The following is a 7494-nucleotide window of genomic DNA, read 5'->3' as shown; positions in this document are numbered from 1 at the left end:
ACACAAGTCGGACAGGCTCCTAGAAGAGACGCCGACCGAGACGCGGCGAAGGGGCGGAGTTTCATCAACTGCGCGACTACCATCAGGCCGACGGTTTACGACGGGTCGACTGGAAGACGACGGCGCGGATGCGTAAGCTTATCGCCCGAGAGTACGAAGACGAGCGCGGCCGAGATCTCGCGATCAAGCGAGCCGGGGGGCTTTGACCTAAGCCGCGTCCCGAGCGAGATGTTCATTGTCGAGTGAGCTCGAGGTTTGGTGCATCCACGAGCCTTAGCGGGGATGGGGTTTAAAACGATATATTTTTAATATCTTCAGTCGTATAGGTTCCCGCCGTCTTCGAGTCTGCCAGGGCCGATCCCATCTAAAAACAGCCCATGCCCCGCCGGGTGCGGTTTCAGTGCGTACACCCGCACACCAATCCATCCATCTCAGGAGCCAAAGAATGCGTTATCTGCTCGGCGCCCTCGCGCTCGCCGCGTCCATCCCCGTTCAGGCGGCCATCCCGGCGACCCCGGTCATGACCCTCTACAAGTTCAACGGCCCGATGGAGGTGTCCTACTACAACGCCGACAGCTTCGCGCGCTCGGGGGCGAAATCCCCCGCCGGAACCCTCACCCAAGGTACCTCCGTGATTCCCTGCCTGATGATCCGAAACGGCAAGCCCTTGACCGACAGCTCCGGGACGCCGTTCGTTGGATTCGAGGTCGTGGTCGATCCGAGGAAGGCGAGCCGCAGCGATACCGAGCGTTTCAGGAGCGCGGTCGCGGCGCGCAAGTCGATGAAGGTTCAAAACCATCACTGCCCTTCGCGCGTGAAGAACGTCATCAACGTGCGCGAGCTCTATGCGCTCGAGAAGGCGCCCTTCTTCGATCCGCCCTCGGGCGGTCGTGCCGGCAACCCGGGCGGTGCGAGCGAGCTCGACCGCATCGTGCGCAGCTTCCACGCCTCGAGCCAATGCGAGAGTGCCAACCGCAACCTGACCGGGCGCCGCGCCGCACTCGATCGTGCCTGGGGCGACTTTATCCGCAGCAACGGGCGGCTCGGGTCCGAGGCCACGTTGGCGCGTGCGAAGCATCTCGACTACGTCATGCGCACGGCCATCTACGAGGGCCATCTCGAACGCGGCTGCAACGCCTACGGGGCCTGCGAGCGCAACATCATCGTGCTCTCGATCCGCAACCGCGCGGTCGGTCAGTGTCTGAGCCGGCAGGGGTGCAGGTTCCCGGGCGACTTCCAGGGGGTCTCCTCCTCGGTGTCCCAATACAACATCTGGGACGAATACCTGACCCAGATCTCCGGCCTCACCGCCTGCTACCTGCGGCCCGACCTCGCTGACAACGACCGCTATGCCAAGCTGCAGGCCATGTACACCCAGTCGGTCGGAGATGCCGAGCGGATCCTCTTCGGCAGCGAGCGCGATCTGCAGGCGATCTTTCCGGACAATCGTCTGGCCGATCTGACCTCGATGCGCCACTACTATCACGCACCCGCCATGGGCAAGTGCTTCCCCACACACGACCGCGTCGAGTACATGACAGGCGCGGTCGCGCGCAACGGGGCCGACTTCGCCCTGATCGCCAACACCCGGATCAAGGTCGGACCCACAAGCGGGGACGGCTATCGGTTCGAGGAGTTCCGCTTCGACGAGACCCCGGAGCGCGATGTCGTGCGCACCGAGAACAATTATCCGGGCTTCATCGTCGACGGGCGCAAGGTCTCGCTGCGCGCGCCCAAGTCCTGTCCGCCTTACGGGATCCCGAGCGGCTGCCGTTCGGGCAACGTCGGACGCTATCGCACGACACCGAGCTGGCTCTCGTCGGGTAGGCCTGTGGAGATCGTCTGCAGCATCCAGGATCGAGGCGAGTCCTGCCGCGGAAGCGCCACGACACGCACGGCCGCCGTCGGCGGCGTGTGCGACAAGGAGATGCGTCCGGTCGCCGGCGTGAATTGATGCGAGGCATCTCCCGATGAGCGCACTTCCCGCAAGCTATCTCGACATCATTACCCCGCTGATCGACACGGCCAGGGAGATCCTCGAACGCGGCGAGAGCCTGAGCCCCTTCGCGTTCGTCGGAAACCTCACGACCGGAGAGACCTTTCCGGTCCTGCTGAGCACGGCCTCGGACGAGGAGAAGGATGCCGCGGCCGCGGTAATTCGCCGTCTCGCCGAGCTGCACGAGGCGGACTTTATCTTCATGATCATGGAAGCCTGGTCCTTGCCGGCGAGCAAGGTCGGGCAGTTCAAGGAGATCATCGCGGAATACGGCTCGATCGGTGCCTCGCCCTACCGCGTCGACGTCGCCTCCTTCGCGCTCGAGACCCGACACGGGCTCTGGGTGACCCAGATCCCCATCGAGCCGAAGGGCGCCTCGCAGATGCAGCGCACCTTCGGCCGACCGGAGTTTCAGCATTTCACCGAGGTCGAGGGGCGATTCGTCGATCTATTGCCCCTGAAGGAGGGCGAGCGGGAGGCGCACCGAACCCTGCATTAAACCGCGCGCGGCGTCGCTGTCATCCCGAGCGAGGCGGCGAGCAACCGAACCAAGCCGGCCTCGATCTCGGGCATCGTCACGCCCGGGGCCAGGTCGGACAACCGAGTGACGGCGAGTCCGGGATAGCCGCAGGGATTGATCCGACCGAAGGGGTCAAGATCCAGGCTCACGTTCAGGGCAAGTCCGTGATAGCTGCAGCCGTTGCGGATGCGCAGACCGAGCGCGGCGATCTTGGCACCCGCGACATAGACGCCGGGCGCATCCGCACGGCGCTCGGCCGCCACGTCCAGGGTTGCGAGCAGATCGATGACGGCCTGCTCCAGTAGACCGACCAAGCGCTTGACGCCGAGTCCGGCACGACGCAGATCGAGCAGGACATAGACGACCAGCTGTCCGGGACCGTGATAGGTCACCTGCCCCCCGCGGTCCACCTTGACGACCGGGATGGGACCTGGATCCAGCAGATGCTCCTCGCGGCCGGCTTGACCGAGTGTGAAGACGGGCGGGTGCTCGAGCAGCCAGAGCTCGTCGGGGGTGTCGGGGCCGCGCAGATCGGTGAATCCGCGCATCGACTCCAAGGTCTGAAGATAGTCTCGATAGCCCGGCAGACGACGCACCAAGAGTGGACGCGGGTCATCGGTGTCCGCGCTCATATCACCCAGACGATCGACTCGTGGGCCGTGAGATCGCAATAGATGGCGTCGAGCTGCGCACGGCTTTCCGCCTGGATGGTCAGGGTCACCGAGATCCACTTTCCGCCACTGCTCAAGCGGGCACTCACGTCCGCCGCCTCCGGTGGCGGTGCATGCCGGCTCACGATCTCGATCACCAGTGCCTCGAAGCGCGCATCGGCGAGCCCCATCGCCTTGATCGGAAAACGGCAGGGAAAGACGAAGACGGTCTCGGAGGCGTCGGGGTCGGACGTGCCGGACTCGGGCGTGTCCGGTCTCGGCGTCTGCGCCCGCGATGGGACCGGTCTCGACGGGGGCTTGGATTCAGACATCTCGCACCTCTATACCGGCCCGATCCGATCAGAACAGTCTGAGAACGCTGTCTTTGGCCATCTGCCAAAGACCGCCTTTGCCGACGTCTTCGAGTGCAACCAAAGGCACCCGATTGATCTCCTCCTCGCCGAGCATGACCACGATCTCGCCGACCTGCTCACCGCGAGCGATCGGGGCGGTCAGGCCATCCTCCGCCTTTTCCAGGCGCGCGGCGAGCTCCGGGTAACGCCCGCGTTGGAAGGTCGTGAAGACATCCGCCTCCGGGCCGACGGGCAGCATTTCCTTGTCGCCCATCCACACGCGCAAGGTCTCGACCGCTTCGTCGGCGGGATACAGGCGATGGCTCTCGTAGAAGCGAAAACCGTAATTCATCAGGGCAAGACTGGCTTCGGCCCGCGCGTTGGGTGTGGGCGATCCCATCACGACGGAGACGAGCCGCATGTCGTCGCGCTTGGAGGAGGACACCAGGCAGTAACCGGCGGCCTGGGTATAGCCGGTCTTCACGCCGTCCGCGGTCTCGTCGCGATGCAGCATGGGGTTGCGGTTTTGCTGCGTGATCCCGTTGAAGGTGAACTCGCGCGAGCTGTACCAGGCGTAGAACTCGGGGAACTCGCGGATGACCGCCATGGCGACGGTGGCGATGTCGCGCGCGGTGATGTAGAGCTCCGGATCGGGCAGGCCGTGCGGGTTGGTGAAGTGGCTGCCGGTCATCCCGAGCCGCTGCGCATGGGCGTTCATGAGATCCGCAAAGGCCTCGACGCTGCCCCCGACATGCTCGGCCAGTGCGACGCTGGCATCGTTGCCGGACTGAACGATCATGCCCATCAAGAGATCCTGGATGGCGACCTGCTTGCCGACCTCGATGAACATCTTGGAGCCGCCGGTGCGCCAGGCTCGCTCGCTGACATAGGCGCTGTCGGTCAAGGCGACCTTGCCCGCAGCGATCTCGCGGAACACCACGTAGCCCGTCATGATCTTGGTCAGGCTCGCCGGCTCCAGACGCTCGTCCGCGTTCATCTCGGCGAGGATCTGACCGCTGTTGAAATCGAGCAGCAGATAGCCCTTGGCGGCGACTTGGGGCGGGTCGGGGACAGGTTGCCGGGTTTGCGCCGCCGCGAGCGGAAACGCAAAGACACAGATCAGCAACAGCAGCTTGGGGACTAACTTCATTGGGATATCCGCAGGTCGGGATGAGAGGCGCTTGAGCGGGTGCATTCTAACCGCCGTCCGGCGCATTTGGCATCCGCATCGGCCGGACCCGGATGGCTCGCGATCACCCGCGATGTCGTAGGTGCCTAGGGCGGGGTGCGGACTTCGTGCGTGGGAGCACATGAGGTCTTTCGGTGCGGGCTCGGCGCCGACGGAGCAGTTCGGATCCGGCGCCCGCCGGATTTCGGATCAGCGTATGTCCCCCGGCTGATCCTTGCTCAGATAGGCCTCCTCCTCCGGGGAGAGATCCACCTCGTCGAAGCCGTTGATCATCGGCATCAGATGCGCGCGGAAGGAGTGGCCGATGGTGAGCATGTAGACATGGATGAGCACGAACGCAAGGATCATAAAGGCCGCTGCCGTGTGCACCATCGCGACGCCGGTGAGCCATTGCGTGGCATGGGGTACGTCGCGCCACGCGAAGTAGAAGAGATAGGCGAGCCCGGTGATCCAGATCGCCGGAAACAACACGATCTTCAGCATGAGGTAGGCCATCGCCTGCAAGGGGTTGTGCTTGCGCCAATAGGCCTTGCGATAGGGGTGGCGTTCGCCTTTGAAGATGCCGTAGCTGTAGAAGCGCAGCACACCCCACATTCCGGATGCGGACGGGATGAAGTGGCGCCAGGTGCGTGTCGTAAAGAGCCAGAAGATGCTGAAGATCCACAGCAGGAGCAACGCGAAGGCGGCCGAGGTATGCAGGGTGACGGCCTCTTCGAAGGTGAAGACATCATGGAAGCCGTGCAGCCCGAAGCCCGTAATCAAGAGTGTGACGATGAGCAGCATCTGGGACCAGTGCCAGAAGCGCTCGAAGAGGCTGAAGATCTTGACGCGGCGAATGGCCATCAGTGCTGCTCTCCCTTGGGGCCATGGGACGGCGAGAAGAAGCGAACCAGGCCGTGGATCAGGATGCCGCCCAGGGTGCCGGCGACCAGAAGCGTCCCGATGATGTCGAGCCAGCGGTTATGGTCGCGGCCCGGCATGTAGACGCCCTCGACCGAGGCCAAACGGCTGCCGGTCGGGGCATGACAGTCGCCGCAACCCAGTGCCTGCTCCTTGGGTGCGACCATGTGGGTGATCGGCCACCAGGAGATGGTCTGGATGAAGCCGAACTCGCCTGAATAGGGCAGTCCGAAGTCGGCCATTCCCCTGGCGATCGACTTGCCCATGTCGTAGTTGCCCCAGTAAGCGGCATCGTCCTCGCCCCATAGATGGGTGTAGACCAGCGTGCCGTTGCCCTTGTCGTAGGGTTGCCAGGTGTGCATGCGTTTGAACGGCCAGATCCGCGATTTCGGGTCCTCGCGCGAGCCGCTGAATCCGTTGATTTCGATGGATTCGGCCTGCGGGTCGAAGGTGGTGTCGATGGTGGTGTAGAGCATCTGCCCATCGAACCAGCCATAGCTGGGGGGAAAGTTTTCGTCGAAAGTGAAGTTGCCCTTGATCGACTTGTAGGTGTAACGGTGGTTGCCGTTGCCCTGAATGTAGCCTTCCTCGTGATAGCCCTCGCCGTCCTTGGTCTTGCCGGCGGTGCGCCAATCCCAATCGACCACGGTTGCAACACCGCCGCGTGCGATCTCGGGGATGTGGCAGGTCTGGCAGGCGATGCTCTGGACGTGATCGTTGAGCTTGAAGCCCGCGAGCGAGTCCACCGGATGCGGCGACAGACCGTGACAGGACTCGCAGGTGGCCACGTCGCTGCGCTGGCCCGGCTTGCCCGTGCCCTCGAGATCTTTGGAGATCACCTGGTAGCGGCTGCCTGCCCAGATATGGCGGTTGGTGACGTGGCAGGCGGTGCAGGCGAAGTTGAGACCGTCGACACCCATGTGGACGTCGAGTGTCCTCGGCGGGCTCTTCAGTGCCGTGGAGAGGTCGCCGTGTTTGACATTGTCGCCGCCGCCGCCGTTGAAGTGGCAGGCCCCGCAGTTGGCGCGTTGCGGAAGCCCCACGCTGCGTGCGACCGCGGCCAGGTCGATCGGGGGCTTGCCCTCGAACATGACCGAGCAGGCTGCATTGCCATCGCTATTCGGCGTCTTGTAATAGGTGCCTGTGGTCTCGTGGCAGACCAGACAGTCGATATTGGTCTCGTCGGTGAAGTCGAAGTTCTCGTCCTTCCAGCCGTAGCCGGCATGACACTGGGCGCACATCCCTTCGTTGCCGCGCGAATTGGTGCAGAAGTTGTTGATCAGATAACGCTTGCCGAGCTGCTGGCCGGTCTCCTCGTTGGTGTAGGACCAAGTCCAGTGGATGTTGCGCATGAAGTGATCGCCGGCCTCGGTATGGCAGCCGAGACAGGCGACGGTGACCTCCGGCCCGGAACTGAACGGCCCTTTGAGTTGGTCGAACTTGGTGTGATCGGCGGTGCCGCCTTGCAGTGGGCCTGAGACCTGGGGAGGCGCAACGGCGGTTGCAGGAGGTGTCGGCCAGGTATCCCGGGCACTGGAGCTTACGCTGAAGAGTGCGATGAAAAGAGCGCCGGCGACGACGCCGATCGAAGCTCGCATGATGTTGCTCCGGAAGGTGAGCTGGGGCCGGGTCTGCGCCCGGTCGTGGTCCGGACATGCGCTACCGCTGCCGCCCGCCCGTCTACGGTCTAACAGACTAGTTCAGATGAGTCGCCTTTTCCCTGACGAGGCGCAATGACTTTCCTGGAATATCCGGTCGGCCCGGGTTCTGCGCTTTGCGATGGCCCCGACTGGTCACCCCGAGTGGGGAGAGATCGATTTCCGGTAATATGGCCGAAATCTTCCCGGTGCGTGCCGCCAGATGAATTGGCCGTTCATGCGGGGAGC

Annotated in this window: 7 protein-coding genes and 1 pseudogene; 3 read left to right on the top strand and 5 right to left on the bottom strand. The window is 63.8% G+C overall.

Features of this window, described 5'->3' with window-relative positions; translation table 11 throughout:
* Positions 1–65: 65 nt before the first annotated feature.
* From B4N44_RS19280 to B4N44_RS19270, 3 genes and pseudogenes are all read left to right on the top strand, one after another.
* Positions 66–206 (top strand): annotated as a pseudogene (locus B4N44_RS19280) (DUF58 domain-containing protein); the annotation flags it as partial.
* 239 nt (positions 207–445) lie between these two features.
* A complete protein-coding gene (locus B4N44_RS19275; RefSeq protein ID WP_296704547.1) occupies positions 446–1954 on the top strand; it encodes a hypothetical protein in 1509 nt (502 codons plus the stop codon).
* A gap of 16 nt (positions 1955–1970) precedes the next feature.
* On the top strand, positions 1971–2495 hold the full coding sequence (locus tag B4N44_RS19270; RefSeq protein ID WP_296704545.1) for a hypothetical protein: 525 nt from the start codon (positions 1971–1973) through the stop codon (positions 2493–2495).
* On the opposite strand, the gene lipB is transcribed toward B4N44_RS19270, so the two are convergent.
* The 5 genes from lipB to B4N44_RS19245 form a co-directional block, all read right to left on the bottom strand.
* Complete coding sequence (gene lipB / locus B4N44_RS19265; protein WP_296704541.1) at positions 2492–3148, bottom strand: lipoyl(octanoyl) transferase LipB; 657 nt, start codon at positions 3146–3148, stop codon at positions 2492–2494. The genes B4N44_RS19270 and lipB overlap by 4 nt on opposite strands.
* Positions 3145–3498: a DUF493 domain-containing protein gene (locus tag B4N44_RS19260; RefSeq protein ID WP_349681105.1), complete on the bottom strand. Its 354-nt coding sequence runs from the start codon at positions 3496–3498 to the stop codon at positions 3145–3147. The genes lipB and B4N44_RS19260 overlap by 4 nt, the downstream gene beginning before the upstream one ends.
* 28 nt (positions 3499–3526) lie before the next feature.
* Positions 3527–4669 (bottom strand): D-alanyl-D-alanine carboxypeptidase family protein, encoded by a 1143-nt coding sequence (locus B4N44_RS19255; protein WP_296704538.1) that lies wholly within the window; start codon positions 4667–4669, stop codon positions 3527–3529.
* 228 nt (positions 4670–4897) lie between these two features.
* Complete coding sequence (locus B4N44_RS19250; RefSeq protein ID WP_296704534.1) at positions 4898–5551, bottom strand: cytochrome b/b6 domain-containing protein; 654 nt, start codon at positions 5549–5551, stop codon at positions 4898–4900.
* Entirely contained in the window at positions 5551–7206 is a 1656-nt protein-coding gene (locus tag B4N44_RS19245) for a tetrathionate reductase family octaheme c-type cytochrome (RefSeq protein WP_296704531.1), read from the bottom strand. Before B4N44_RS19245 ends, B4N44_RS19250 begins: the two co-directional genes overlap by 1 nt.
* Positions 7207–7494 lie beyond the last annotated feature (288 nt).

It is taken from the genome of Thiocapsa sp. UBA6158 (genome assembly GCF_002423035.1).
In the GTDB taxonomy this organism is placed as follows: Bacteria; Pseudomonadota; Gammaproteobacteria; order Chromatiales; family Chromatiaceae; genus Thiocapsa.
This window is presented reverse-complemented; position numbering and strand designations above follow the sequence as displayed.